Source organism: Streptomyces sp. NPDC007875, from assembly GCF_042868035.1.
Lineage (GTDB): Bacteria > Actinomycetota > Actinomycetes > Streptomycetales > Streptomycetaceae > Streptomyces > Streptomyces antimycoticus.
The window spans coordinates 728,898-751,673 of record NZ_JBIADZ010000001.1 but is presented as its reverse complement, the minus strand read 5'-3'; the positions used below and the strand labels follow the sequence as shown (position 1 = coordinate 751,673).

General features: G+C 69.9%; 24 protein-coding genes and 1 pseudogene. 14 read left to right on the top strand and 11 right to left on the bottom strand.

What is annotated here, in order from left to right:
• Positions 1-56: 56 nt before the first annotated feature.
• The 3 genes from ACFYOY_RS03250 to ACFYOY_RS03240 form a co-directional block, all read right to left on the bottom strand.
• Entirely contained in the window at positions 57-185 is a 129-nt protein-coding gene (locus tag ACFYOY_RS03250; RefSeq protein WP_351900351.1) for an LPFR motif small protein, read from the bottom strand.
• A 143-nt stretch (positions 186-328) separates the two neighbouring features.
• Positions 329-2,053 carry a SpoIIE family protein phosphatase gene (locus ACFYOY_RS03245; protein ID WP_351900347.1) on the bottom strand — a complete coding sequence of 575 codons (1,725 nt, stop codon included), beginning with the start codon at positions 2,051-2,053 and terminating at the stop codon, positions 329-331.
• Positions 2,054-2,108: 55 nt separating this feature from the next.
• Positions 2,109-2,465: an STAS domain-containing protein gene (locus tag ACFYOY_RS03240; protein WP_388584447.1), complete on the bottom strand. Its 357-nt coding sequence runs from the start codon at positions 2,463-2,465 to the stop codon at positions 2,109-2,111.
• Positions 2,466-2,682: 217 nt separating this feature from the next.
• Between ACFYOY_RS03240 and ACFYOY_RS03235 the strand changes: the two genes are divergently transcribed.
• From ACFYOY_RS03235 to ACFYOY_RS03225, 3 genes are all read left to right on the top strand, one after another.
• Entirely contained in the window at positions 2,683-3,369 is a 687-nt protein-coding gene (locus ACFYOY_RS03235; RefSeq protein ID WP_388584444.1) for a GAF and ANTAR domain-containing protein, read from the top strand.
• Positions 3,370-3,685: 316 nt separating this feature from the next.
• Positions 3,686-4,516 carry a SigB/SigF/SigG family RNA polymerase sigma factor gene (locus tag ACFYOY_RS03230; RefSeq protein WP_351900335.1) on the top strand — a complete coding sequence of 277 codons (831 nt, stop codon included), beginning with the start codon at positions 3,686-3,688 and terminating at the stop codon, positions 4,514-4,516.
• Between the two features lie 73 nt (positions 4,517-4,589).
• A complete protein-coding gene (locus ACFYOY_RS03225) occupies positions 4,590-4,823 on the top strand; it encodes a DUF5133 domain-containing protein (RefSeq protein WP_351900331.1) in 234 nt (77 codons plus the stop codon).
• Between the two features lie 113 nt (positions 4,824-4,936).
• Here the strand turns inward: ACFYOY_RS03225 and ACFYOY_RS03220 are convergent, their stop codons facing one another.
• From ACFYOY_RS03220 to ACFYOY_RS03210, 3 genes are all read right to left on the bottom strand, one after another.
• Positions 4,937-6,229 carry an MFS transporter gene (locus ACFYOY_RS03220; protein WP_388584441.1) on the bottom strand — a complete coding sequence of 431 codons (1,293 nt, stop codon included), beginning with the start codon at positions 6,227-6,229 and terminating at the stop codon, positions 4,937-4,939.
• Positions 6,230-6,512: 283 nt separating this feature from the next.
• Positions 6,513-7,265 carry an SDR family oxidoreductase gene (locus ACFYOY_RS03215; RefSeq protein ID WP_351900324.1) on the bottom strand — a complete coding sequence of 251 codons (753 nt, stop codon included), beginning with the start codon at positions 7,263-7,265 and terminating at the stop codon, positions 6,513-6,515.
• Positions 7,262-7,579: a hypothetical protein gene (locus ACFYOY_RS03210; protein WP_351900321.1), complete on the bottom strand. Its 318-nt coding sequence runs from the start codon at positions 7,577-7,579 to the stop codon at positions 7,262-7,264. Before ACFYOY_RS03210 ends, ACFYOY_RS03215 begins: the two co-directional genes overlap by 4 nt.
• 70 nt (positions 7,580-7,649) lie before the next feature.
• On the opposite strand from ACFYOY_RS03210, the gene ACFYOY_RS03205 reads away from it, so the two are divergent.
• The 3 genes from ACFYOY_RS03205 to ACFYOY_RS03195 all read left to right on the top strand — a co-directional run bounded on the left by ACFYOY_RS03205 (position 7,650) and on the right by ACFYOY_RS03195 (position 9,182).
• The gene (locus ACFYOY_RS03205) at positions 7,650-8,540 is read left to right on the top strand and encodes a LysR family transcriptional regulator (RefSeq protein WP_351900319.1); all 891 of its coding nucleotides are present in this window, start codon (positions 7,650-7,652) and stop codon (positions 8,538-8,540) included.
• Positions 8,541-8,646: 106 nt separating this feature from the next.
• A complete protein-coding gene (locus tag ACFYOY_RS03200; RefSeq protein WP_137967267.1) occupies positions 8,647-8,931 on the top strand; it encodes a type II toxin-antitoxin system Phd/YefM family antitoxin in 285 nt (94 codons plus the stop codon).
• Positions 8,928-9,182: a Txe/YoeB family addiction module toxin gene (locus ACFYOY_RS03195; RefSeq protein WP_351900316.1), complete on the top strand. Its 255-nt coding sequence runs from the start codon at positions 8,928-8,930 to the stop codon at positions 9,180-9,182. The genes ACFYOY_RS03200 and ACFYOY_RS03195 overlap by 4 nt, the downstream gene beginning before the upstream one ends.
• A 71-nt stretch (positions 9,183-9,253) precedes the next feature.
• Here ACFYOY_RS03195 and ACFYOY_RS03190 read toward each other — a convergent pair.
• The 5 genes and pseudogenes from ACFYOY_RS03190 to ACFYOY_RS03170 all read right to left on the bottom strand — a co-directional run.
• Positions 9,254-9,433 (bottom strand): annotated as a pseudogene (locus ACFYOY_RS03190) (Uma2 family endonuclease); the annotation flags it as partial.
• 52 nt (positions 9,434-9,485) lie between these two features.
• On the bottom strand, positions 9,486-10,949 hold the full coding sequence (locus ACFYOY_RS03185) for a M1 family metallopeptidase (protein ID WP_388584435.1): 1,464 nt from the start codon (positions 10,947-10,949) through the stop codon (positions 9,486-9,488).
• A gap of 117 nt (positions 10,950-11,066) precedes the next feature.
• Positions 11,067-11,921, bottom strand: coding sequence for a phosphotransferase (locus ACFYOY_RS03180; RefSeq protein WP_351900312.1), 855 nt, complete (start codon positions 11,919-11,921; stop codon positions 11,067-11,069).
• Complete coding sequence (locus tag ACFYOY_RS03175; RefSeq protein WP_388584598.1) at positions 11,876-12,097, bottom strand: hypothetical protein; 222 nt, start codon at positions 12,095-12,097, stop codon at positions 11,876-11,878. Before ACFYOY_RS03175 ends, ACFYOY_RS03180 begins: the two co-directional genes overlap by 46 nt.
• Positions 12,098-12,219: 122 nt before the next feature.
• The gene (locus ACFYOY_RS03170; protein WP_351900600.1) at positions 12,220-12,798 is read right to left on the bottom strand and encodes a radical SAM protein; all 579 of its coding nucleotides are present in this window, start codon (positions 12,796-12,798) and stop codon (positions 12,220-12,222) included.
• A gap of 170 nt (positions 12,799-12,968) precedes the next feature.
• Here ACFYOY_RS03170 and ACFYOY_RS03165 point away from each other — a divergent pair, with 170 nt between their 5' ends.
• The 8 genes from ACFYOY_RS03165 (at position 12,969) to ACFYOY_RS03130 (ending at position 22,633) form a co-directional block, all read left to right on the top strand.
• Positions 12,969-13,232: a helix-turn-helix transcriptional regulator gene (locus tag ACFYOY_RS03165; protein WP_388584432.1), complete on the top strand. Its 264-nt coding sequence runs from the start codon at positions 12,969-12,971 to the stop codon at positions 13,230-13,232.
• Between the two features lie 337 nt (positions 13,233-13,569).
• Positions 13,570-13,902: a hypothetical protein gene (locus ACFYOY_RS03160; protein WP_388584594.1), complete on the top strand. Its 333-nt coding sequence runs from the start codon at positions 13,570-13,572 to the stop codon at positions 13,900-13,902.
• Between the two features lie 193 nt (positions 13,903-14,095).
• Positions 14,096-14,848, top strand: a complete 753-nt coding sequence (locus ACFYOY_RS03155; protein WP_351900308.1) for a GntR family transcriptional regulator — start codon at positions 14,096-14,098, stop codon at positions 14,846-14,848.
• Between the two features lie 260 nt (positions 14,849-15,108).
• On the top strand, positions 15,109-16,845 hold the full coding sequence (locus tag ACFYOY_RS03150; protein WP_351900306.1) for a hypothetical protein: 1,737 nt from the start codon (positions 15,109-15,111) through the stop codon (positions 16,843-16,845).
• A 223-nt stretch (positions 16,846-17,068) separates the two neighbouring features.
• Complete coding sequence (locus ACFYOY_RS03145; protein ID WP_351900305.1) at positions 17,069-18,721, top strand: APC family permease; 1,653 nt, start codon at positions 17,069-17,071, stop codon at positions 18,719-18,721.
• A gap of 160 nt (positions 18,722-18,881) precedes the next feature.
• Entirely contained in the window at positions 18,882-19,067 is a 186-nt protein-coding gene (locus tag ACFYOY_RS03140; protein ID WP_078643335.1) for an SPOR domain-containing protein, read from the top strand.
• A 152-nt stretch (positions 19,068-19,219) separates the two neighbouring features.
• The gene (locus ACFYOY_RS03135; protein WP_351900302.1) at positions 19,220-19,684 is read left to right on the top strand and encodes a (deoxy)nucleoside triphosphate pyrophosphohydrolase; all 465 of its coding nucleotides are present in this window, start codon (positions 19,220-19,222) and stop codon (positions 19,682-19,684) included.
• A gap of 246 nt (positions 19,685-19,930) precedes the next feature.
• A complete protein-coding gene (locus ACFYOY_RS03130) occupies positions 19,931-22,633 on the top strand; it encodes a SpoIIE family protein phosphatase (RefSeq protein ID WP_388584427.1) in 2,703 nt (900 codons plus the stop codon).
• Positions 22,634-22,776: the final 143 nt, after the last annotated feature.

Here is a 22,776-nt window from a genome sequence, read left to right as displayed (position 1 = left end):
CCTCTTCTGGGCCTCTTCTGGGCCGGTTTCCGGCCTGTACGGCAGTGCGTGCGGGTTCAGTGACGGCCGTGCGCCGTGTCCGACGCTCCACCGAAGAGCCGGGCCACGGCCCGGAACGGCAGGGTGACGACGGTGGCGATGGCCCCGCCGATGGCGCGGAGTACGTCTGCGATTGCCTTGAACATAAGTGTGCGGACCTCCATGGACCGCCGTGGCGAAGCCCGAGTTGGCGACTGCCACGGTACGGCCGCTCGCTCAGCGGGTTCCCGATCATTGGAGGAGGAAACAGCGTCCGCATTCCTCGGCAGCTTCAGCGTCGAACGTGGCGTCAGATGTTGGGGGCGGTGGCGGGGGCGCGGACCGCGATGAGGGTGATGTCGTCGCGCTCGTCACCGAGGTCGCGGGCGAGTTCGGCGACGAGTCGGGGCAGGGGCAAGTGGCGGCCGGAGGTGGCGTGCTGGCGCAGGCGGGTCATGCCGTTGTCGAGGGACTGGGTGCGGGATTCGACCAGGCCGTCGGTGTAGAGCAGCAGGGTGGCGCCGGCGGGGAGCGTGGCGTGCGCGGTGGGGCGTTCGAAGGTGGGGCGCACGCCCAGGAGCATGGTGTGACCGCCGGTGAGGTAGGTGGCGCTGCCATCGGCGGTGAGCAGCAGGGGCGGTGGGTGCCCGGCGACCGACCAGGTCAGGTCCCAGGCACCGTCAGGGGCGGGGCGCAGGCGGGCGAGGACGGCGGTGGCGGAGTCCGCGAGGGTCAGGCGGGCCTGAGCGGTGTCCAGGCGCCGCAGGATCTGGCCGGGGGTTTCCTCGGGGCGGTCGACGGCCAGGGCGCGGAGCATGTTGCGCAGTTCGCTCATGCGGGAGGCTGCCTGGATGTCGTGCCCGGTGACGTCGCCGATGACCAGGGCGAGGTCACCGTCGTCCAGGAAAAAGGCGTCGTACCAGTCCCCGCCGACTTCGGCGGCGCGCTGTGCGGACTGGTAGTGGGCGGCCAGCTCCAGGCCGGGGACGGCGGGCAGGTCCGTCAGGAGGGCGCGTTGCAAAGTGGCGGCGATGTCGGCCTGGGCGGCGTGCAAGCGGGTGTTGTCCAGGCCCAGCGTGGCGCGGCGGGCCACTTCTTCGGCCAGGAGGCGGTCTGCCTCGTTGAAGGCGGGGCTGGCCGCCGCGCGGGTCAGCGTCAGCGCCCCGAAGGTGCTGGCGCGCAGCCTGAGCGGTATGACCAGCGCCTCCCGGGCTTCCACCAGCGTGAACAGATCAGCTGATTCCGATGAGGTGGCGGCCGACGGAGGCTTCAGATGCTGGGTTCCCGCGCCGTGGAACACCCGGGTCAGCGCCTCGTCGTGGGCAGGGTGGTACGGCAGGGGCGAGGAGTCGTCCGAAGGGCCCGGCAGGATGCCGGGAGCGTGGTGGGCGGCGGCGGCCCGGTGGCGTGTGCGGCCGTTCGTCAGGTCGATGAGGGCGGTGTCCGCCAGGTTGGGAACCAGCAGACGCGCCAGGCGTTCCAGCGTTTCAGCGGCGTCCAGCGTGCTGACCATCGCCAGCGTCAGTTCGCTCAGCCAGGTGACCTCGGCCAAGTCGTACTCGGCCTGTTCGCGCATGGTCTCGCTGTGCGCGTTGCGGTTCGCGCGGCGCTCGGCCCGCTCACGCTCGGCGGACGCGTCGTGGAAGACGACCACGGCTCCCGGTCCGTGCCCCAGGTCGGCGGGCAGGGGCGCCGCGGTCCACCACACCGGCAGCGCGGTGCCGTCAGCGCGCGTCAGGACGGCCCGGTCACCGCTGATCCGCTTGCCCAGCGCGATGTCGGTGAGGATCGGGTGCTGAGCGGGCAGCCCGCCGCCGTCTTCCGCTGGTGGATGCAGGGCCTGATGGGCGTTGACGCCGATCAGCGTGCCGGGCGGGTAGCCCAGAAGCCGCTCCGCCCACGGATTGCAGGCGATCACGAGTCCGGCCGCGTCCACCGCGTACACGCCGGCCCCCGCTGCCGCGAACAGCGCGGCCATCAGCGCGTTACCCGTCACAGCGGGGACGACGGCACCCGCCTTCGGGGAGCTGTCCACCCCCCGTATTCTGCCCGCTCCTCCGGATACACCAGAAGGCTCCGGCGGGGGCACATCAGCGGCACGGCTCATCGCACGCCTTGACCACGTCGGCGAACACGCCGATCACCGCATCGGCTCCGGTCAGTTGCAGCAGCCGCCGCACCTGCGCACCAGGTCCGGCCAGGCGCAGGCGGCCCCCGTGCGCCTCGGCACGCCGCATCCCGTACACCACCACGCCCAGCCCGGCGGAATCCATGAAGGTGACCTGCTCCAGGTCCAGCACGATCCAGCTCTGGCCCTCGCCCGCCACCGCGTCCACGCCTTCGCGCAGGGCGGGAGCCAAGGCGAGATCCACCTCCCCGGCCAGGACCAGCACGGCCCAGCCCTCGCAGTCCGCTACCCGTCGCACACTGGACGCCGGAACCAGCACAGTGGTTCCTCCTCACACTGGAATACGCCGATCATCCCACCCGGCGACCGCACCGCTCACGCCGACGTCGTCGCCCTCCGGGCCGCAGCCGACGTCCCACCGCCATCACCCCTGCACGGCCTCCCGGCGCCCCGGATACCCTGACGGCGGATGCACGCACCAAGTGCCCACCGTGGGCGTGTGGAAGACACGGATGACGGCGAGAGGGACAGCGGTCATGGACTGGGCAAGGTTCGCCGAGCGGATGGCGGAGATGGCGCGGGACCTGCTGGCGCAGGACTCGGTGGACGCGACGCTGGAGCGGATCACCGCGCGTGCTGTGGAAATCGTCGAGGGGTGTGAGGCGGCCGGAATCCTGGTCTTCCGCGACAACCGGGTGGAAACCCTGGCCCCGACCGACGGGCTGGTGGTCCGCTCCGACCAGTTGCAGGAGCGGCTCGGTGAGGGCCCGTGCTTCGATGCCGCACTCCGCAGCCAGCGGGTCTACCGGATCCAGGACCTCGCCGAGCCGCAGGAGAGGTGGCCCGAGTTCGGCGGCCGGGCCCGCGCGTTGGGTGTCGGGAGCATGATGGGGTTCCTGCTCTACACGGGGGAGGAGGAACTCGGTTCCCTGAATCTGTACGCGCGGCGGCCGGCCGCTTTCACCAAGGGCAGTGAGACGGCGGGCTGGCTGCTGGCCTCGCACGCCGCGGTCGCCTTCTCCAGCGCCCGTACCGCAGACCAGCTCCAGCAGGCGCTCGCCAGTCGGCACACCATCGGCGAGGCCATGGGCATCCTCATGGAACGTCTCGGGGTCGGTGAGGACGACGCGTTCAACGTGCTGCGGCGGGTGTCCCAGGAACGCAACATGAAGCTGCGGGACATCGCCCGGCAGGTCTGTGAGAGCGGCGGCATCGACGGCTGACCGCCGAGGGCGGGCGGCTCCACCGGCCCCCATTCCGGACCGGAAGAGCCTGGCCATCGCGTTCGCCCGGGGGATTCGGCAACGGCTTGCGCCTCGGGTACCCGGGACGCCCAGGGTACGCATCGCACACCCACCCCTCATGGGCCGCAGTTGCGATAAAGCGGTTTGACCTCAGTGAGGCGGGCTAGGAGAGTCAGGGACTGAGGTGCTTCGGAAAGCAGGCACACCTGGCGGGAGCCACGCGTACGCGCTGTGGGCCCCAGATGTGCCGTTCCGGCCTCCCGCTCTGCTGAACAGCAATGAGCAGGGAGCAAAGATGACACCGATAAGCACCACACCCGCACGCGCTCGCCACCGTCATGACGACGCCCCCGACACCGCGGCCGATTTCGAGCGGCTGGCAATGGCGTCGGATGGACCCGAGCGGGAGGTACTGGCCGGGGAACTGGTCGCGGCCTGGCTGCCGATGGCCCACCGCCTCGCCCGCCGCTACCGCAACCGTGGAGAGAACCTGGATGACCTGCGACAGGTCGCGGCGATGGGCCTGGTCAAGGCCGTCGGCCGCTACGACCCGCAGCGCGGTGGCGCGTTCGAGTCGTTCGCGATCCCCACGATCGTCGGGGAGCTTCGGCGGTACTTCCGCGACTACAGCTGGGCCCTGCACGTCCCCCGGCGGGTTCAGGAACTGCGCAACAAGGTCCGCGTCACCCTTCACGAGTTGGCCGCCGCGGGAGGCACCGACCGTTCCCCGACCGTGGCGCGGGTCGCCGAAGCCGCCGGCATGAGCGAAGAGGACGTGCTCGCCGGGATGGAAGCCATGGACAGTTTCCGTTCCCTGTCCCTGGACGCCGAGTTGGCCGGTGCGGAGGACGGCTACTCGCTGGCCGATACCCTCGGCCGGCCCGAGGCCCGCTACGAGACGGTCATCGCCCGGGAATCGGTCAAGCCCTGGCTGCGCCGGCTCCCGGAGCGGGAGCAGTACATCCTGTACCTGCGCTTCTTCCGCGACATGACCCAAACCCATATCGCTGAGGAGCTGGGCATCTCCCAGATGCACGTCTCCCGCCTCATCTCCCGCAGCTGCCGCACGATTCGCGAACAGGTCGAGGCCGAGCCGCAGCTTCAGCGAATCCCGGCGGCCGCCTGATATTCCGCGCCTCGCATCGCGGGGCCCGCCGTCTCAGCTCGTACCACCCCCTTACGCGAAAGAGGAGCCTGCCATGCTCATGGCCCACCCTGCGGTTCTCGCCGACCTCGTCCAGCAGTACGAAACCCTCCGTGGCCTGCACGCCGAGGACGGCGGCCCGGAGGCACAGCAGCGACTCGATGACGTTGCCTACACGCTGTGCATCGCCACCGGCACCCGCGATGTCGACGCTGCTCTGATCGCCGCCCGGTACCAACTCCCCGGCGCCCGCGCCGAAGACGACTCCGTCCTTGTCCCTGATGCCTGAGAAACCCCCTGTGGGCCCGGCCGACGGCCGGGCCCACAGGGGCCGAGCACGTCGGCCGGGTTGGCGTCTGCTGGCCCGTGCGCTGTCCGCGGTGACCGGCGGACGAGGCGGTGTCAGGGACGCAGCAAAGCCTTGATGGTGCGGCGCGGGTGTGGGACGGCCCTGGCCGTGGGGTTTCGTCCGTCGGCAGCCAGGGCGAGAGCCGCGCCGAGGACGGCGGGGACGGCGAAGAGGATGAAGTTCCACCGGGGTGCCAGGTCGGCCGCGAGGAGCCAGCCGCCGAGCGTGGGGCCGGCGATCGCGCCGATGCGGCCCACCCCGAGCGCGACGCCCACCGCGCTGGCCCGCGCTGTCACCGGATAGGTGCGAGAGATATACACATTGAGCAGTCCCTGGACCCCGACCGCGCCGCAGCCGCCGAGGATCACGATGCCGTAGAGCACCGGCAGCGGCAGCTTGGCGCTCATGCCGACGAGCGCGGCGGCTCCGAGGACGAAACTGGCGGTGACCGCTCCCTTCGATCCGGCACGGTCGGCCAGCAGCGCCATGGCGAGTCCGCCGACGGTGGCGCCGAGATTCAGCAGGATGAGGAAGGTCTGCGAGGATCGCAGCGGATAGTCCGCGGTCCTCATCAGCTCCGGCAGCCAGGTGTTCATGCCGAAGATGAGCAGGAACGAAAGGGCCGCCATGGCGCAGAACAGCAGTGTGGTGGTGAGGTAGGGCGGCTTCAGCACCAGCCGTACACCGCGGCTGCCGGGGGCCGGGGCCGACGTGCTCACCGCCTGCTGGTATTCCGTGGACTCGGGCAGCCAGGTGTAGGCGATGGGCAGCACGAGCAGTCCGGCGAACCCGCCGACCAGGTACTCCGCATGGAAACTGTGCCCGTTCAGCAACGTATTGGCGGTGAGGGCCGCGAACGCACCGCCGATGGGCGTCCCGCACTGCACGATCCCCGAGTACAGATTCTTCCGTCTGTCAGGAGCGAGTTCGAAGATCAGCGGAGCCATCGCCGGGTAGATCGCACCGGCGCCGAGCCCGACGACGAAACGGCCCGCACCGAACAGGGACGGGAGGGGAGCCGCGGCGCACGTAAACATCCCGGCGCTGACGAGCGCGGCGCTGACCAGGGTTGTCCGGCGCCGGCCGAACCGGTCGGTGAACTGGCCGACCAGCAGGGAGCCGACGAGCATACCGATGGGCGTGAGGCTGCCCAGCAGGCCGACCATGGCGACCGTGAGGTCCCAGGGCCGGTAGTCGAGCAGCAGTGGTGTGGTCGCGCCGAAGGCGACGAGATCGAAGCCTTCCAGTGTCATCACCGCCAGGCCGACGGCGAGTGCGGTGCCGGTCGGCGTGGACAGGCTCCGGGGCGGTTTCCCGCCCGTGCGGGGGAACGCGGGTGTGCTCAATGATCCGATTCCGTTCTCACCGCCTCTCACCCGGTCGCTGCCGCTGATCGGCCATGCGCGGAACGGCGCAGGTACGTCGGTGCGGCCCGCCGGGGTGGGCAGGCAGGGTCAGGGGAGGCGGCCTCGTTCGCGCGGTCGGGGCAGGGCGGGCCGTGCCCGATGGGGCGCGAGGCTCGAGCCCCGACGGCCCCCTCCGCACCCGGCTCCTCAGGAGCGCGGGCGACGGAGAGCGCGGGGGCCATGTGGTCTCAGGAGGGCCCGGTACCCGTGCGAGGCGGGGGCCTCATGCCCGCCGTCCGCCGTCGACCGACAGGGCGATGCCGGTGATGTAGGACGCCGCGTCCGAGCAGAGCCAGACGGCGGCGGCCGCGGCTTCCTCCGGGTTGGCCATCCGGCCGAGCGGCGTGATCGCCTCCTGCATGGCGATCAGATCGGTACCGGCCGCCACCCGCTCGAACCCGGGAGTGCGGGTCGGGCCGGGGCAGACGGCGTTGACCCGGATGCTGTCCGGTGCGTAGTCGACCGCGGCGACCTTGGTCAGCCCGACGATGCCGTGCTTGGCGGCCACGTAGGCGGGGGCGGTCGGGATCGCGTACAAGCCGCCGTTGGAGGCGATGTTGACGATCGCGCCGCCCTCGCGGCGGCGCAGTGCGGGCAGTTCGTACTTCATGCACAGGAAGGTTCCGGCCAGATTGACATGAACCACGCGCTCGAACTCGTCCAGTGTCATCTGCTCGAGCTGCCGGTGATGGGAGTCCAGGCCGGCGTTGTTCACGGCGAAGTCGAGGCCCCCGTACTCCGCGACCGTACGCTCGACGGCCGCCCGCACGGAGTGTTCGTCGCCGATGTCGACGGCGACGGCCAGTGCCTCTCCACCGTCCTCCCTGATCATCTCGGCGGTCTCGGCGGCCGTGCTCTCGTCGATGTCGAGCACGGCGACCGCGGCGCCGCACCGGGCGAACTCCAGCGCCGCCGCGCGGCCGATCCCACTGCCCGCGCCGGTGACCAGACCCACCTTCCGGGATGCGACGCTCATGCGAGCGGCTCGTGGTTCGCCCAGGCGACCTTGTACGGGTGCCGCGACTGCCAGCGGTGGATGACCTCGTGCAGGCCGGGCGCGGCGAACCCCTTCGCCAGAGCGTCGATGTCGGCCACGGCGAACTGCACGATCGCGGTCGCGATCAGCGCGGGAATGGCCTCCTCCCCGGGAACGGGAATGTGGCGGCGGGCCACGACCGACTGCGCGAGACCGGTGTCGAGCATGGCCCGTTCGATATCCCCAAGGTATTGGTCGAGTTCCGCGTCGGGCAGAGGCTGATCGAAGGAGACGATCATCGTGTGCTGGATCATGTGGCAATTCTTGCGACCACATGCCGCAAGTGTCCAAGATCAATATGGAATTCAGCGATAACCTACAGGCATGGTTGAACTGGAGACCCGCGAGCTCGAGTACTTCGTGGCAGTCGCCGACGAGCTGCACTTCGGCCGGGCCGCCGCCCGGCTCTCGATCGCCCAGCCGGCGCTGTCGAAGGCGATCCGCCGGATCGAGACCCGGCTCGGCGTCCCGCTGTTCCTCCGCTCCAGCCGGCACGTCGAGCTCACACCGGCCGGGGAAGCGTTGCAGGAGCACGGACGGCACGCGCTCAACGCGGTCGCCGCCGCCGTCCGCAGCGCCCGGCGTGCCGTCGACACCCAGGCCCACCTTCGGCTCGTACTCAAGCCCGGCGGCGACGCCGGCCTGCTGTCCGGGATCCTGGCCGAGTACGCCCACCAGCCCGATGCCCGCCGGGTCGACATCCTCTTCAGCGGCCCCGCCGACCGCACCGACTTCCTGCTCGACGGCCGTGCCGACGTCGGCCTGCTCTACGTACCGTTCGACGATCTCGACGGCCTGGACCACGAGACGCTCCACGCCGAGGAGCGGGTGGCCATCGTCCCCTCCGCGCACCGCCTGGCCGGGCTCGCTTCGGCGCGGATGGCCGACCTGGAGGGTGAGACACTGCCGCGCTGGAAGGGCGTGCCGGGTGGTGACGGCACCGGTCCGGAAGTCGCCGACGTGGTCCAGCTGCTCCAGATGATCAAAGTGGGCCGGATGATCGGGGTACTTCCCCGGTCACTGGTCGATCCGCTCCCGCCCGGCCTGGTCGGCGTACCGGTATCCGATGCGCCGCTCAGCCGCCTGGTACTCGCCTGGAACGAACAGGACCGCCGCCCGCTGCTCGCCTCGTTCGTGGCCGCGGCGCTGAGGGTTCCGCCCAGAATGGCCGGCATGGTCGGGGCCGATGCGTCAGGGGCGTCCTTGACGTCGTGACGAGGGGGCGTCTGAGCCCCCTTACGGGGATGCCGCTGCCGTGCTGGGATGGTGCCGGGATAGGAGTGGTACGTTATTCAGTACCACTGTCGGAAAGGGGCAGGTCATGTCCATAACTGCGAGCGAAGCCCGCAAGGCTCTCTTTCCGCTGATCAAGAAGGTCAACGACGATCACGAGGCAATCGAGATCGTTTCCAAGCATGGCAACGCCGTACTTGTCTCGGCCGAGGACTACGCGGCGCTGCGCGAGGGCTCGTACCTGTTGCGCTCGCCGGCGAACGCACGCCGACTGCTCAAGGCATACGAGAACGCGCTGGGCAACATCAACGTGTCGGAGCGGGAGCTGATCGACCCCGACTCGCCGGATGCGGCCGGCGAGGGCGCTGCGTGAGGCTTGTCTTCGAGGATCAGGGCTGGGAGGACTACGCGTCCTGGCTCAAGAACGATCGCAAGATGCCGGCTCGGATCAACAGGCTCATCGAGGACGTCAAGCGCGACCCCTTCGCGGGGATCGGCAAGCCCGAGCCGCTCGAGTACCACTTGCCCGGAGCGTGGTCGAGGCGGATCGACGACGAGCACCGCTTGGTCTACCTGGTCACGGACAAGGAGATCGTGATCCTCGCGGCTCGTTACCACTACTGACTGGAGGCCCGACCGGCCGGTCGTCTCTGCCCGGAAGATTCCGGCGGGGGCGTAGGCACCGGTCGGCACGTCAGCGCGGCGGTCAGGGTGGTGACGAGTCGGCTGTGCCGCCACCGCTGGGGCGACATCCTGAAGACGAGAGTTCCGTCGATCAGCTCGGTGTGGCGCGGCGCCTCGGGGAGGCGGTCCAGGTCCTCCGCGAACCAGCCTTCCGGGCGGGGCGGTCGCATCCAGGCGGGCGGGGTGGTCATGGCTCGACCGTAGCCACGTGGAAGGACATCGGTCCCGGGCCGCCCGCAGCCGTCACGGCTTCTTCGGCTTGCCCTCGCCGTACAGCCAGACGTCGAAGAGGCGGGTCAGGTCCTTCCCCGACGTGCGTTCGCACAGCTCGATGAACTGCTTTGTGTCCGCGTTGCCGTGCCGGTGGTCCTTGAGCCACGTGCGGAGGATGGAGAAGAAGGTCTTGTCGCCGACGGCCCCGCGGAGCTGGTGCAGCACCATCGCGCCGCGGCCGTAGACGGGCGGGTCGGAGACGCTGGCGACGCTCGGGGGGTTGGCGGGCGGGAAGTCCCAGATGCCCTCGCTCTCGTCGTCGGTGCCGTCGTAGAAGTCGTCGAAGATCTGCTGGGCGGTGCGGCCGTCGTGGTCCTCCTCCCACAGCCACTCGGCGTAGGTCGCGAAGCCCTCGTTGAGCCACATGTCCTTCCAGACCCGGGGCGTGACCGAGTCGCCGAACCACTGGTGGGCGAGCTCGTGCACGACGAGCGCCTTGTCCGGGGCCGCGTCGAAGTACGGCTTGGTCTGGGTCTCCAGGGCGTAGCCGAGGCCGGGGAGGTGGTCGACGACCGCGCCGGTGGAGGAGAAGGGGTACGGGCCGAAGGTGCGGGTCTCCCAGGTGATGACGTCGTCGACCTGGGCGGTGATGTTCTTGGCGCGTTCGGCCTCGGTGGGGTCGACGGCGACGTAGACGGGCAGGCCCTTGCCGGTGGCCGTGGTGCGGACGCCGAAGCGGCCGATGGCGACGGTGGCCAGATAGCTCGCCATGGGCTCGCCCATGTGCCACCGGAAGGTGGTGTGGCGGTCGCGGGTCTGCCGGCCCTTCGGCTCTCCGTTGGAGACGGCGGTGTAGCCCTCGGGAACGGTGACGGCGATGTCGTAGGCGGCCTTGTCGGAGGGGTGGTGGTTGCCGGGGAACCAGGTCATGGAGCCGGTCGGCTCGCCGAGCGCCACGGCGCCGTCGTCGGTGCGGATCCATCCCTCCTTCCCGGTGTCCTCGCCGGTGAGGGTTTTCGGCTTGCCGTCGTAGACGACGGTGGCCGTGAAGGTGTGGCCCTTGGGGAGGGCCGAGGCGGGGGTGAGGACCAGCTCGGTGCCGCTGCGGGCGGCCTTGGCGGGGCGGCCGTTCACCGTGGCCTTACGGACGCGCAGCCCGGCGAGGTCGAGGTGGAAGGAGTGCAGGGCCCGGTCCGCGCGGGCGGTGATCCGGGCGGTGCCCTGCAGGTGGCGGGTGCCGGGTGTGTAGTCGAGGGCCAGACGGTAGCTCCGCACGTCGTAGCCGCCGTTGCCGAGCCGGGGGAAGAGCGTGTCGCCGACCCCCGCGGTGCCCGCTCCGGCACCGGACGCCCCGGCCGCGCTCCGCGCCCCGGAGTCACCGGTGCAGCCCGCGACGCACAGCGCCAGCAGCACGCCGGGCAGCACCCGCGAGATGCGGCGAACGGGCCGGGGCGCCACGCGGTGGGGCTCCGAGGCGAGCGGTTCGTCGTCCATCGCGGTCCCTCGCTTCGGCGGCTGCTTTCAGGAGAGTAACGGTCGCCGGGGCCCGCCCGGCGGAGATCCAGGGCCCGCCCGGCGGACATCAGGACCGGCCCCGCGCCGCCTGCACGATCAGCGTGACCTCTCGGACACACCTCGGTGGGCAGCCCACGCCCGTGCTGCGTCGGCCATGTCCGCCAACCAGGCCGCGTCGGGGTGCCGGTCCGCATGTGACACGCTCATGCGGAGGGTGGCCGCGGCGAAAGCGTCGATGGCGGCTGCGTCCGCGTTCATCCACGCCTTGCACTCAGACACCCATATCTCGGCCTCCTCGGCGGAGTGTCCGGCTGCGATGAGCTGCACGACGAGGCACGCGGGGTCGATGAACCCCGCCCCGCGGGTGGGCAACGACCAGTCCACCGCCCAGGCTCGCCCCTTCCCGATCATGAAGTTGTCCGGGTTGACGTCGGTGAAGAGAAGCGTCTCGCCTTTGAACAGCTTGGCGTCCCCCTCGCCGGCGAACCGGTTCCAGCGGGTCTCCGGCCAGTCGTATGCCTCAGCCGGCAGTCGGAGGCCCCCGATCCGGTCGAGGAGGTCGACCACCACGGGAAGGTCGGGCGAGTCCTGTGTGAAGTCCGACGATCGTCCTTCCAGGACCTCGAAGCCGAGTGCGGTCCACGCCTCGTCCTCGGCGTGCCACCACGGCTTCGGCGAGACAGCCCGCACCAAGGGATTGACCAGTCGCTCCCGGACCATGGAAGCGCGTCGGCCGCGTGACTGGTTGCGGCACGCTTTGATGAAGACCGGGCCGTGTTCACACCTGACGATGGCGGTGACGTCCGAGCCGTTTCCCCGCGAGGCGGGTTGGACCTCGTGTTGTGCGCCGGTGTGCGGGCGCACCAGCGCCCACAGCGCTTCAGCATGGGGCGAGTCGTTGTCCATCAGTTCCTCGGGCTGCATGAGCTGCTCGGATATCCGGGGGAGCATTCCCCGTCTCCCACGGGGTCGCATTCGTCGTCGTCCTCGTCCTCACCTTTCGCGACCGCGCCACGAATGGACGCGCGTGCTTCGGCCATGACGGGACCGCTGAGAATAGCGGCCAGCGGGGAGCGCCGGACGTTTCCGACGCCCATTGTGTCGGCGGAGAATACGCACGGGGACACGTTGCCGTCCGGGCCGACGGAAGCCTTGCCGATGCCGCATCGTCCGCACAGGCCGGAGGGCTCTGGAGCCTGCCCGTGCGCTCCCCTCCCGAAGGGGCGCACGTGATCCAGGCCGATGCGCTTCACCCCGAGTGCTTCGAGCTCCCTCCGCGCCGCCTCGACACGCTGTCCTCGGAGGCAGCGACGATCCCGACACGCACGGAAATGCCGAGCCGTAAGGCTTTCTTGATGTTGGCCAGGGTGCGGGTGTGGCTGGGGCGACCGGTCATCGCGTTGTGCTCAACGGCCCGATCCGAGTAGTACGACGTCGCCACGGAGACTCCCTTGCGCCCGAGCAGTTCCCACCACTTGTCCGAGACGTGCACGAGATTGCTGTAGACCTCGATGCCGAGGCCCAGGGACAGCGCCCGTTCGACGATGGCCGGACCGTCCGGGTGCATCGTCGGCTCGCCTCCGATCAACTGCACACGGCGTACGCCACACCCGGCTCCCTGGTCGAGAACAGTAAACCAGTCCTCACGCGTCATGGCGCCGTGCGTTCCGTCCGGGCCCGAGCTGTTGAAGCAGTGGCCGCAGGCGAGTTGGCATTTGCGCGTCAGGTCCAACCACAGGAAATGAGTGGCGTGCTCACTGGGGTGCCTCCGGGACGGTGGACCACCCAGCCCATGACATTGAGGCCGAGCGATCTGGCCATTCGCCATCACGACCGCATCCCGTGATGGTTCGCGCCGGTTGGTGATGCTGACAACGTCAAGAGAACCGCTCCGCGCCGGTGCGCTCCACGGCATCCATGCGGCAGCCTCGATGCAGAAGCGTGCACGGCGTGCGGGACCGCCGAGTGGCGGTCGGCGGGGTGGGGTAGGGAGGTGTCGTGGGACTCGCTGAACGGCGGAAAGCGCTGGGTTACAGTCAAGAAGGGCTCGCTCATGTGCTCGGTGTCGACCGCACCACGGTTGGCCGTTGGGAGAGCGGTGAAACCGAGATCCAACCGTCGTTGCGCCAAAAGTACGCAGCGGCGTTGCAATTAGACCTTGCTGAATTAGACGCCCTGGTAACCGGGTCCCCGGCAACGCTCCCGGAGTCCGCAGGGTCGTCTTCAGGGACAGCTATGGCTCAGGGGATATCGACGACATGATTCGGCGCGAGTTTTTCCGCATAATTACGGTTGCCGGGGCCTTGACCGCCCTCTCTGCGGAGGAATCGGAAGCTCTCGCAGAAGGGTCCACCGTCGAGCTTCCGAAGACTTCCTCCGAATGAATGGTCACCTGTGGCAGGTGTATCAGCTTGCACGTGCCAAGGGATCTGTCCGCCCGATCGTTCGCGATCAGCTCACGGGGCTCACGAGCGCCCTGGGCGGCCGCTCGGACAAGGAGACACGTGCCTTGTGCGGTGCGGCGGGCGACCTTTTTCAGCTTGCGGGCGAGCTGGCTTTCGACAGCAACCGGTACACCGATGCTGCGGCTTCGTACACGTTGGCGGCGTCGGCCAGTAAGGACGCGGGGGCCTTTGACCTCTGGGCCTGCGCTCTTACCCGACATGCGTACGTTGGTGTGTACGAAGGTCGCTACCGGGAGGCTGCCGGTGCGGTCTATGAGCAGGTGCGTCAGTTCCTCGAGCTGAGTGGTGGGCATTCCTCGCGTCTGACGCGTGAGCAGAAGGGCCGGCTCGTCGCGACATGCTGGATCGCGCAGATGTACCGGCACTTCGAGGACCCGAAACCGGGGTACGTGGCCGACTGGGCCGATCTCCCCGACTGGCAGCAGGAGACGGACGCGGACATCTTCGAGCGATCGAGAAGAGTGTGAGCTGACGGGGCGACAGCGCGTCGCGGTTGCAAAGGGCGGGGCAAGGGCCGGGGTTGGGCAGCTCGGTGGGCTTTGAGCGAGTTAAACGTCTCTGAGCTGCAGTTCACCACTTCTAGTGAAGCTATGGCCTTGAGTTGCAATCGACAACGCTGGGTTGCCAAGCTGTTGCCGACTGTCAACCCAGGGAGTGCACGTGGCCTTTGGTGACCAGCCCGCATACCTCCGCGTCGCCGACGATCTGCGGAAGAAGATCGCCGGGGGTGAGCTGCCACCGCATGCGCGTCTCCCCTCTCAGGCCAGGATCCGGGAAGAGTACGGGGTTTCGGACACCGTCGCCCTCGAGGCTCGCAAGGTGCTGATGGCCGAGGGGCTGGTCGAGGGGCGGTCGGGGTCGGGGACGTATGTGCGGGCCCAGCCTGTGCCGCGGCGGGTTTTCCGGGGTGGGTTTCATACCGCTGGGGAGGCCACGCCGTTCCGGCAGGAGCAGGCCGATGAGCGGGTCATCGGGAGCTGGGACGCCCACAGTGAGCAGGAGGAGGCCGGGGCGGAGACCGCCGGGCGGCTGGGGATCGACGTGGGGGAGCGGGTGATGCGCACCCGCTATGTCTTCCAGTCGCAGGGGGAGGCGGTCATGCTCTCCACCTCCTGGGAGCCGCTCGCCGTCACCGGTCGTACGCCCGTGATGCTGCCCGAGGAGGGGCCCCTGGCCGGGCGCGGGGTCGTCGACCGGATGGCCGCCCTCGATCTGGTGGTGGACAACGTGGCGGAGGAGGTCGGCGCGCGCCCCGGCCGGGCCGAGGAGGTGCTGGCGCTCGGCGGGGTGCCGGGGCACTGGGTGCTGGTCACCTCGCGTACGTACTTCGCGGGCGGCCGTCCGGTCGAGACCGCCGATGTGGTCGTGCTCGCCGAGCGTTATCGGGTCGCCTATCGGCTGCCGGTGAAGTGATCTTTCGTTCGGCCCGTGGGTGCTCGGCGTCTCCGTCGGTGCCCATCGCCCGCGCTGGTGCTCACGGCCCTGTCACCGTTCGCCGTTCCCATCGGCGCTCACCGATAGTCGGGCGGCCCGTCCCGGCACGTCTTACCGCGAGTTAACCGCCTCCCCGCCGCCGTAACGGCCCGGCAATGCCGCACCGCGGCCGCCCGTCACCTGCGGCTTCTAGCTTCCTGGTTCGTAACGGAACGGCCCGAGCGACAGGGGAAGCCGGTATGACGGATACGGTCGATGCGGTCGGCACGGTCGATACGGTCACACCCGAGGCGGGAGCGTCCGCGGCAGCCGCCCCGCGGCGCGGCTACGCCAGGCTCGCGGCGGACGAGAGCCGCGAGGACTACTCGCTGCGCTACGCACCCCACTCCTACCGCCGCTGGTCGCCGACCATGGTCGCCTCCACGGCGCTCGGCGGGATCGCCTATCTCGCGGACTTCGCCATCGGCGCGTCCATCGTCTTCACCTACGGCTTCACCAGCGGGATCGCCTCGATCCTCACCGCGGCGACGATCATCTTCCTGACCGGCATCCCCATCGCCCGTGCCTGTGCGACCTACGGCCTGGACATGGACCTGATCACCCGCGGTGCCGGATTCGGGTACTTCGGCTCGACGCTGACCTCGCTGATCTACGCCAGCTTCACCTTCATCTTCTTCGCGCTGGAGGGCTCGATCATGGCGCAGGCCATGCATCAGGCTCTCCATATCCCGCTGCCGGTCGGCTATCTGCTGACCACCCTCATCGTGATCCCGATCGTCTTCCGCGGCATGGGCGCGCTCGCCAAGGTGCAGGCGTGGACCCAGCCGGTCTGGCTGATCGGGCTCGCCCTGCCGTTTGTGGTGCTGGCCTTCGAAGCGCCGGACTCCTGGGGCGCGTTCGCCTCCTTCGGCGGGACCGAGGGCGCGGGCTCCGGTTTCGACTGGATCGGGTACGGCCTGGGCACCGGCGTCGCGCTCTCGCTGATCGCGCAGATCGGTGAGCAGGCCGACTATCTGCGGTTCATGCCCGCGAAGACCGAGGAGAACCGGCGGCGTTGGAATCTGGCGGTCCTGGCCGCCGGCCCCGGCTGGGTGGTCATCGGCGCGGCCAAGCAGATCGGCGGCGCCTTCCTCGCGTTCGTGGCGCTCGGCGCGGTTGGTAAGACCCATGCGCTGGAGCCGATCGCCCCGCAGATCGAGGCGCTGAAGCCCTGGCTGGGGTCGGTCGCGCTGCCCGCCGCCGCGCTCTTCGTGGTGGTCTCCCAGATCAAGATCAATGTGACCAATGCCTATAGCGGCTCGCTGTCCTGGTCCAACTTCTTCTCCCGGGTCACCCACCGCCACCCCGGCCGGGTCTGGTACATCTTCCTCAACCTCGCCATCGCGCTGGCGCTCATGGAGATGAACATGTTCGCGGCGCTCAACAAGCTGCTGGGCTTCTACTCCAACGTCGGCATCGCCTGGATCGCCGCCGTCGCCGCCGATCTGGTCATCAACAAGCCGCTCGGGCTGAGCCCGAAGTACATCGAGTTCAAGCGGGCCTATCTGCATCCGGTGAACCCCGCCGGATTCGGTGCGATGGTGATCGCCTCGACGGTCTCGATCGTCGCCTTCTTCGGGGCCTTCGGGGAGGTGGCCGAGGCGTTCTCGACCTTCATCGCCTGCGGTCTGGCGCTGGTGCTCTGCCCGCTGCTGGCCTGGCTCACCGGGGGCCGCTACTACCTGGCCCGGCAGAACCCGGTGAACGGGCCCGGCGCCGAGGTCCCGGACATCACCGCCACCCACCTCTGCGCCTCGTGCGAGACGGCCTACGAACTGCCGGACATCGCCGACTGCCCGGTGCGGGCGGGGGCCGTCTGCTCGCTGTGCTGCTCATTGGACGCCGAGTGCGGGGATGTCTGCCGTAAGGCGCCCACGGGTGAGCCGGTGCTGATGCCGCTTCCCAGCGTGCGTACGGGGTCAACCACCGGCATCTGAGGGTGGACCCCGCTCACGGCCACGGCCCCTGAGCCCGGGGCCGGCCACCGGCGCCTGAGCCGGTTTCCGCCCACGGCACCTGAGCCCGGTTCCGGCGTCCGCTGTTGCAAAACTCACATCAGCGCAGGTGAAAGGGGTTACTGGAAGGCGATCATCCATTTCGCTCTTACGATGGACCGGTTTGTGTCCGGTCGTCGGGGGGGCGAAGGGAGTGCCAGGAACGTTGAGCACGGAGCAGGGTTCCCACTCGCATTATCGAAGGTCACTCGGACCGGTGGCCCTCACCGCCGTGGGGCTCGGGTCGATCATCGGTTCCGGCTGGCTCTTCGGCGCCGAGCGCGCCGCCGCGCTGGCCGGACCCGCCGCCATCCTGGCCTGGGTGATCGGCGCCGCCGTCGCCCTGACCATCGCCCTGACCTACTCCGAGCTGGGTTCGATGTTCCCGAAGGCCGGCGGCATGGTCCGGTACGGCCAGTACTCCCACGGCTCGCTGGCCGGATATCTGGCCGCCTGGGCCAACTGGATCGCCATCGTCTCCGTGATCCCGGGTGAGGCCACGGCCTCCGTGCAGTACATGAGCTCCTGGGACTTCGGCTGGGCCAAGGCGCTCTACGACGGGAAGGAGCTGACCGGCAGCGGTGTCGCGCTCGCATCCGTGCTGCTGCTCTTCTACTTCTTCCTCAACTGGTTCGCGATCACCCTCTTCGCGAAGACCAACACCGCGATCACCGTCTTCAAGGTGGTCGTGCCGACCCTGACCGCAGGGGCCCTGCTGCTGTCGCACTTCGACACCGGCAATGTCACCGACCACGGCGGCTTCACCCCCAACGGGTGGAGCTCCGTGTTCACCGCGGTCGCCGTCTCCGGCATCGTCTGGGCCTACAACGGCTTCCAGTCACCGCTCAACATGGCGGGTGAGGCCCGCAATCCCGGGAAGTCGCTGCCCAAGGCCGTCATCAGCTCGATCCTCATCTCGCTGGTGATCTACGTCGCGCTGCAGATCGCCTTCCTGACCGCCGTCCCTGCCGCGGATCTGCAGCACGGCGGCTGGTCCGGGCTCTCCTTCAACTCCCCGCTCGCCGATCTGTCCCTGGCCTGGGGCCTGAACTGGCTGGCGATGCTGCTGTACGCCGACGCCTTCGTCTCCCCGTCCGGCACCGGCATGATCTACGCGGCCACCACCTCCCGCATGATCCAGGGCGTCCAGGAGAACGGCCATCTGCCGGGGATCTTCGGCAAGGTCGACCCCAAGACCGGCATTCCGCGCCCGGCGCTGCTGCTCAACCTGGTGATCGCCTTCATCTTCCTCGCGGTCTTCCGCGGCTGGGGCTCGCTGGCCGAGATCGTCTCCGTCGCGACCGTGATCTCGTACATCACCGGTCCGGTCGCCGTGATGTCGCTGCGCCGTCTCTCCCCGGACCTGCCGCGTCCGGTGCAGCTGCGCGCGATGCCGGTGATCGCGCCGATCGCGATGGTCTTCGGCTCGCTGGTGCTGTACTGGGCCCGCTGGCCGCTCACCGGCAAGGTCATCTTCATCATGGCGATCGGCCTGCCGATCTGGGCCTGGTACGAGCTGCGCAAGCCGTGGGCGCAGCTTCGGCCGCATCTGGCCGCCGGTGCCTGGATGGTCACGTATCTGCTGGTCATGGCGGCGGTGTCGTGGGCCGGTGGCAAGGAGTTCGGCGGCCGCGGCTATCTGCCGGGCGGCTGGGACATCCTGGTCGTCGCCCTGATCGGGCTGGCCTTCTACGTCTGGGGCGTACGCAGCGCATGGCGCAATCCGACGCTGCTGGAGGCCGAGCGCGAGCTGGGCACCGCCCCGGCCGGTGCGGACAGCGAGGACGACGACCGGGCGAAGGCCGACGCGCGCGTCTGAGAGATACGTCTGCGACATGGCCGGATGAGTGCCTCGTTGTAAGAACACGTATCCGCTGCGTGAAGGTAGGGCGTAGGCTCGGGCATATGCGGATCGGGATTTCCTTCATGGTGTCGCGGGGGCGTACGCCCGGGCGTGCCACAGCGGAGAGGGCGGGGAGATGAGTGACGGGAACGCTGTGCTGCCCTGGCTCGTGATCCGCCAGGACACCAATGGCAACCGCTACCGCGTCGGGCGCTACGCCACGAGGACGGAGGCCCAGGAGGTGGCCGACCGCCTGGAGGGCCAGGGCCAGGAGCAGTTGTACGTGGTCGAGCGGACCGCCGCGACCCGTCAGTCCGGCTAGGCCGCAGGAATCGGCTGGGCCGCAGGAATCGGCTCGGCCGACAAGAACCGGGCCCGCCCGCAGGAATACGGACATTTTCCCAGGGCCCCGGGGCGTCCGCCCCGGGGCCCTGGTGTGTATCGGCGCAGGCCAGGCAGGCTAAGGTGCGGCGCATGAGCGTGCGTGTGGTGGTGGGTGGAGCGGTGTTCGACCGGGGGCGGCTGCTGGCCGCGCGGCGCAGCGCCCCGCCCGAGCTCGCGGGCCGCTGGGAGCTGCCCGGCGGCAAGGCCGAGCCCGGGGAGACACCGCCGCAGACGCTCGTCCGCGAACTGCGCGAGGAGCTCGGGGTCGAGGTCGAGCCGCTCGAACCGCTGCCGGGGGAGTGGCCCTTGAAGCCCGGCTATGTGCTGCGGGTGTGGACCGCGGCCCTGCGCTCCGGGGAGCCGCGCCCGCTGGAGGACCACGACGAGCTGCGCTGGCTCACCCCGGACCGGGTGGACGAGGTCGACTGGCTGGACGAGGACCGTCCCGCGGTGGCCGAGGCGGTCCGCCGGCTGCGCGCGGCGGGGGGCGCCGGGCAGGGCGCCGAGCGCGGTGCCGAGCAGGGCGCCGAGGGCGCCCCTCCGCGCACCCCTTGAGGCCGTCCCGTGCGGGGCCTGTTCGAGGTCTCGTACAGGGAGAATCCATGGGGTTCGAGCCGCCTCCACCTGGTTAGGAGTGAGGGGGAGCGCTGATCATGAGCGCTTCACCAAAAGCCGGGACGGAAACCGATGGCGGGCTGAGATAGTGCTGTGATCGTGAAGACCGTACTCGGGATGGCCGAAGTGCTGGATACTCGGCTATCTGGAGCCGGTCGGAGCACCTGAGCCGGAGGGGACGGGCGCATGAGCGAGAAGCCAGCGGGGGCTGATATGCCCGAGGAGACGGTTGGTTCGCAGGTGTCGCCGGTGTCACAAGGGTCTTCGCTGCCGGACATGTCGCCCATGTCCTCGATGTCGGCGGTATGGCAGAGCAGCCCGCCCGGCTCGATCTATGACTACATTCAGGTCGCTTCCTTCGCGCTGGGATCCGACGGCCGGATCGCGCAGTGGAGCGAACGGGCCGCGGAATTGCTGGGGCTGACGGCACGCCAGGCCATCGGCAAGGATCCGGTGGAGGCGTTCGTACCGCCCGAGTACCAGGAGACCGGCCATCGCGCGGTCGCCGATATCCTGGACGGCCGGGAGTGGACCGGGCTGGTCCCCTACCGTAGCCCCCAGGCGCCGAGCGGACATGGCATCGCCGAGGTCTATGTGATGCCCGCTCAGGATGAGCACGGGAAGCGGGCCGCGCTCTGTATCGCGGTGGACGTCAGTGCGTTGCGCGGGCTGGAAACCGATCTTGCGTCTTCACAGGCCGTTTTCGGTCAATCTCCGCTTGGTTTCTTCCTCTTCGGGACCGATCTGCGAATGCTCCGGGTCAATGAGCGTTTTGCGAAGGTTTTCGGCCGCCCCGCCGAGGAATACCGCGGGGTGACCCCGCACGATCTGCTGCCGCGCGGCGAGGCCGACCGGCTGGCCGCCGCCCTGCGCCAGGTCCTGGACTCCGGGCAGGCGCTGACCGATATGCCGCTCATGGGCCAGACTCCGGGCAGCACCGACCGCCGCCGCTGGTCGGTCTCGCTCTACCGGCTGCACAGCGGCTCCGGCCGGCCCATCGGCATCGCCGGACTGGCCACGGACGTCACCGGCCGCCGCCGCGCCGAACAGGAGGCCGCGGGCGTACGGCGCAATCTGGCGCTGCTGAACGAGGCCGGGGCCCGAATAGGCACCTCGCTCGATCTGGAGACCACCGCCCGGGAGCTGCTGGACGTGGCCGTGCCGCAGTTCTGCGACCTGGCCTCCGTGGACCTCTACCAGGGGCTGCTCTCCGGCGACGAGACGCCGCCCGGACTCGCCGACGGCAGCGCCGAGTTGCGCCGCGTCGCCTTCGCCAGCGCGGTCTCCGACGGCCCGGTCGCCTTCGGCGACATCTGCCGCGTCAACACCGCCGAGGACCCCAAGCCCATCCAGGTCGGCGAGGTCCACCGCTACCCCTTCAACTCCCTGTGCGCCCACGCCCTGCGCACCGCCCAGGTCCGGGTCGTCCCCGGCCGGGACGGCAGCGAGAGCCTGGAGTTCGGCGCCATGCTGCAGTCCACCCTCGTGGTGCCGATGGTCGCCCGCGACACCGTCGTCGGCCTGGCCCAGTTCTCCCGTACCAAGGGCAGCGAGCCCTTCGGCGAACGGGACCGCGCGCTCGCCGTCGAGCTGGCCGCCCGCGCCGCCGTCAGCATCGACAACGCCCGGTTGTACCGCAGAGAACATGAACGCGCGCTGATACTGCAGCGCAGCCTGCTCCCGCCCGGCGACCCGGAGGCCGCCGGGCTCGACATCGCCTGCCGCTATCTGCCGGGAAACGCGGCGACCGAGGTGGGCGGCGACTGGTTCGACGTGATCGAGCTGCCCGGGCACCGCACCGCGCTGGTGGTCGGCGACGTGATGGGGCGGGGGCTGCGCGCCGCCGTGGCCATGGGCGAACTGCGTACCGCCGTACGCACCCTCGCCCTGCTCGACCTGGAGCCCGCCGAGGTGCTCTCCGCGCTGGACGAGATCGCCCTCGGCCTCGGCACACCGGGCGGCTCGCACGCCGGCGCGCGGCCGGGGTCGCGCGCCCTCGCCCGCGGCGGCAAGGCCGCCGAGGACTCCTCCGACCTGACCGAGGTCTACCTCGCCACCTGCGTCTACGCCGTCTACGACCCGGTCACCCGCCGCTGTACCTTCGCCAACGCCGGGCATCCGCCCCCCGTCCTGGTGGAACCGGGTGAGAACGCCCTGCTGATGGAGGTCCCGCCCGGTATGCCGCTCGGCGTCGGCGGCGAGCCGTTCGAGGAGATCGAGGTCGAGCTGCCCGACGGCGCGCTGCTGGCCCTCTACACGGACGGTCTGGTCGAATCCCGCGACCACACCCTCGACGAGGGGCTCCAGGCCCTGCGCGCGGCCCTCGACACCCCTGACGGCGCCGACGGCGGGAACGCCGCGGCCGGATCCCTCGAGGACGTCTGCGACCACGTCCTGAGCACCCTCGACACCCACCACGGAGAGGACGACATCGCCCTGCTGATGGCCCGGATGCAGGGCCTGTCGGCCGAGTCGGTCGGCGACTGGCACCTTCCCAGCGCCCCGCAGTCCGTGGGCCGGGCCCGCGAACTGGCCCGGGAGCAGCTGGAGTCCTGGGGCCTGGACGGTCTGGTGGACACCACCGAGCTGCTGGTCAGCGAGCTGGTGACCAACGCACTGCGGTACGGCGAGGGCGAGATCAGGCTGCGGCTGCTGCTGGACCGCACACTGGTCTGCGAGGTCTGGGACGGCGGTCTGGTCCAGCCCCGGCGGCGGCGCGCCCGGGACACCGACGAGGGCGGGCGCGGGCTGCAGCTGGTCGGGCTGCTCAGCGCGGGCTGGGGGAGCCGGCGGACCCCGCTCGGCAAGACCGTCTGGTTCGAGCTGGCCCTGCCGGACGGCCAGTCCTCGGGGCCGGACTCGGTGGAGGCGCTGCTCAGCCTCTGGTGACGGGCCACGGCTGGTACGGCAGCGGGGCCCCCCCCGGCGGGGCCCCCCCCCCCAACGGGCGAGAAACCCCCCCCCCCCCCACATTATTGCCCGCCCCAACCCCACCACCGCAAAAAACGAAACCCCCCCCCCGCAGGACAACC

Excerpts from the sequence above, each read along its gene's own strand:
- ACFYOY_RS03130 (WP_388584427.1), top strand. The coding sequence starts at position 19,931 with ATGAGCGAGAAGCCAGCGGGGGCTGATATGCCCGAGGAGACGGTTGGT.
- ACFYOY_RS03225 (WP_351900331.1), top strand. The coding sequence starts at position 4,590 with ATGCTCATGGCCCACCCTGCGGTTCTCGCCGACCTCGTCCAGCAGTAC.
- ACFYOY_RS03185 (WP_388584435.1), bottom strand. The coding sequence starts at position 10,949 with ATGGACGACGAACCGCTCGCCTCGGAGCCCCACCGCGTGGCGCCCCGG.
- ACFYOY_RS03150 (WP_351900306.1), top strand. The coding sequence starts at position 15,109 with ATGACGGATACGGTCGATGCGGTCGGCACGGTCGATACGGTCACACCC.
- ACFYOY_RS03180 (WP_351900312.1), bottom strand. The coding sequence starts at position 11,921 with ATGCTCCCCCGGATATCCGAGCAGCTCATGCAGCCCGAGGAACTGATG.
- ACFYOY_RS03140 (WP_078643335.1), top strand. The coding sequence starts at position 18,882 with ATGAGTGACGGGAACGCTGTGCTGCCCTGGCTCGTGATCCGCCAGGAC.
- ACFYOY_RS03135 (WP_351900302.1), top strand. The coding sequence starts at position 19,220 with ATGAGCGTGCGTGTGGTGGTGGGTGGAGCGGTGTTCGACCGGGGGCGG.
- ACFYOY_RS03235 (WP_388584444.1), top strand. The coding sequence starts at position 2,683 with ATGGACTGGGCAAGGTTCGCCGAGCGGATGGCGGAGATGGCGCGGGAC.
- ACFYOY_RS03200 (WP_137967267.1), top strand. The coding sequence starts at position 8,647 with ATGTCCATAACTGCGAGCGAAGCCCGCAAGGCTCTCTTTCCGCTGATC.
- ACFYOY_RS03170 (WP_351900600.1), bottom strand. The coding sequence starts at position 12,798 with ATGGCGAATGGCCAGATCGCTCGGCCTCAATGTCATGGGCTGGGTGGT.
- ACFYOY_RS03210 (WP_351900321.1), bottom strand. The coding sequence starts at position 7,579 with ATGATCCAGCACACGATGATCGTCTCCTTCGATCAGCCTCTGCCCGAC.
- ACFYOY_RS03230 (WP_351900335.1), top strand. The coding sequence starts at position 3,686 with ATGACACCGATAAGCACCACACCCGCACGCGCTCGCCACCGTCATGAC.
- ACFYOY_RS03250 (WP_351900351.1), bottom strand. The coding sequence starts at position 185 with ATGTTCAAGGCAATCGCAGACGTACTCCGCGCCATCGGCGGGGCCATC.
- ACFYOY_RS03215 (WP_351900324.1), bottom strand. The coding sequence starts at position 7,265 with ATGAGCGTCGCATCCCGGAAGGTGGGTCTGGTCACCGGCGCGGGCAGT.
- ACFYOY_RS03205 (WP_351900319.1), top strand. The coding sequence starts at position 7,650 with ATGGTTGAACTGGAGACCCGCGAGCTCGAGTACTTCGTGGCAGTCGCC.